The following is a 2,159-nucleotide window of genomic DNA, read 5'->3' as shown; positions in this document are numbered from 1 at the left end:
GGATCTCTTTCAAATATAATTTTATAATCAGCGATAAGTGATGAAAACACGATCAGCTAGTTTTTATTAAGGTTTTAGTCTTTTCATTATACCATAGCTTTTTCTACCCCTTAAGATTGACATTTTCGAGAATGAAAACGCTCTGTTATGTATGATGCCAAATTTTTAGCGTTTGATCGTTCCCTTTACTAATCAGAGTATGTTCATCTGTACTCAGAGCTAAGAAGTTTACATTGCTAGAATGTGCCTCTAGGGTATTTAATAAATCTCCTGTGTGCCAGTTCCAAAATTTAATGGTTCGATCATCACTACTACTGATTAAAGTATATTCATCGATGTCAAAAACAACTCCTGTGACTGCATTTTCATGCCCTGCCAAAGTTTTTAGGCATTCTTCTTTTTGCCAATCCCATATTTTAATAGTTCGATCGTCACTACCACTAGCTAAAATTTTACCGTCATTACTGAATACGATCGAGTTTATCGCATTTTGATGACCTGTCAAGGTATGCAGACATTTTTTTGTTTGATAATCCCATATTTTAATAGTTCGATCGTCGCTACCACTAGCTAAAATTTTACCGTCATCACTGAATACGATCGAGCCGACTCCCTTGCCATGTCCTATTAAAGTATGCAAACACTCTTTTGTCTTATAGTTCCAGATTTTAATAGTTTTATCATCACTACCACTGACTAAAATCTTACCATCAGCATTAAATAAGATCGATCGAACTCCCCCTTGATGTCCAATGATATTAGATATGGGCATTTGCCAGAGTATTACGTTCTCATCGTATGCACAACAACTAGCTAGAGTTAATCCATCTGGACTAAATGTTACAGAAGAAATATCACTAGAATGCCCCCGCAAAGTTTTTAAACATTTTCCACTTTGCCAATCCCATAATTTAATTGTATCATCATCACCTCCACTAGCTAAAATCAAGCCATCGGGACTAAATGTAACACTTCTAACCCAATCTGTATCGGCTAAAGTCTTTAAACATTTACCCGTTTGCCGATTCCATAATTTGATGGTTTTATCAAAAGCACAACTAGCAATAGTTAATCCATCTGGACTAAATGTCACTGACTGAACAAAACTGGAATGCCCTTCTAAAATATCTAAACACTTACCAGTTTGCCAATCCCATAATTTAATTGTGTTGTCATCACTTGCACTAGCTAAAATCAAACCATCGGGACTAAATGCGACACTATTCACGGCGGCAAACATACCAAGATGTTCTAAAGTTCTTAAACACTCACCAGTTTGCCAATTCCATAATTTGATAGTTTTATCATTACTCCCACTAGCAAGAATTGAGCCGTCTGGACTAAATGCGACAGAATAAACACTACTTAAATGACCTTCTAAAGTATTTAAACATTTACCTTTTTGCGAGTCCCATAATTTGATTGTTTTGTCATAGCTACTACTAGCAATAGTTGAACCATCGGGACTGAAAACAACGCTAGTAATATCTCTAGTATGACCAGTCAAGGTATGCAGACAGTTATTTGTTTTTCTATCCCATATTTTAACTGTATCACCGTTACTTCCTGTTGCAAAAATTAAACCATTAGGACTAAATACAACAGAATGTAAACCTTCAAAATCTATTTTTAATTTTATCCGACCTTGTGATTGATAATCCCAAGATTTAATGGTTTTATCCTTACTGCCACTAACTAAAGTTAAACCGTCAGGGCTGAATACCATGGATAAAATAGCTTCAGAATGACCAATTAAAGTATTTATATTTTCTCCTGTGTTCCAATTATAGAGTTTAATCCAGTTATCTTCAGCATCACTAGCTACAATATTTTTTGTGGGATAAATTGCCATGCTGTGAGAAGAATAATTGATAAGATCGATCGAACTTCCTAAATGCCATTGTTCAGCATTTACCCTAATTTTTCCATTGAATATAGTTTCTTCTAAAATCGATAACTCGACTTTTTCTAATTCTTCTAACTCTTCAAAATAAGCTGTAATATCATTTTGTTGACCTCCCAAATCTGCAATTAAATCGGTAGTTAGTTGAGGAAACTTTAAAGAATAAAACGGATCAATTGTGACATAGGAGGTATCTATGACATACGATGCTAAAACCTGATTAAAAGACACAATAAATTCTCTAATTGTTCTAAAT

General features: G+C 34.5%; 1 protein-coding gene. It reads right to left on the bottom strand.

What is annotated here, in order from left to right; translation table 11 throughout:
* Positions 1–145: 145 nt before the first annotated feature.
* Positions 146–2,159 (bottom strand): WD40 domain-containing protein (locus tag ACN4EE_RS22965; RefSeq protein WP_458575039.1); only part of this gene is annotated, 2,014 nt, incomplete at its 5' end.

Source organism: Geminocystis sp. CENA526 (genome assembly GCF_050753365.1).
GTDB lineage: Bacteria > Cyanobacteriota > Cyanobacteriia > Cyanobacteriales > Cyanobacteriaceae > Geminocystis.
Note: the sequence above shows the minus strand (reverse complement) of the source record. Positions and strands in the feature narration are given on the sequence as shown.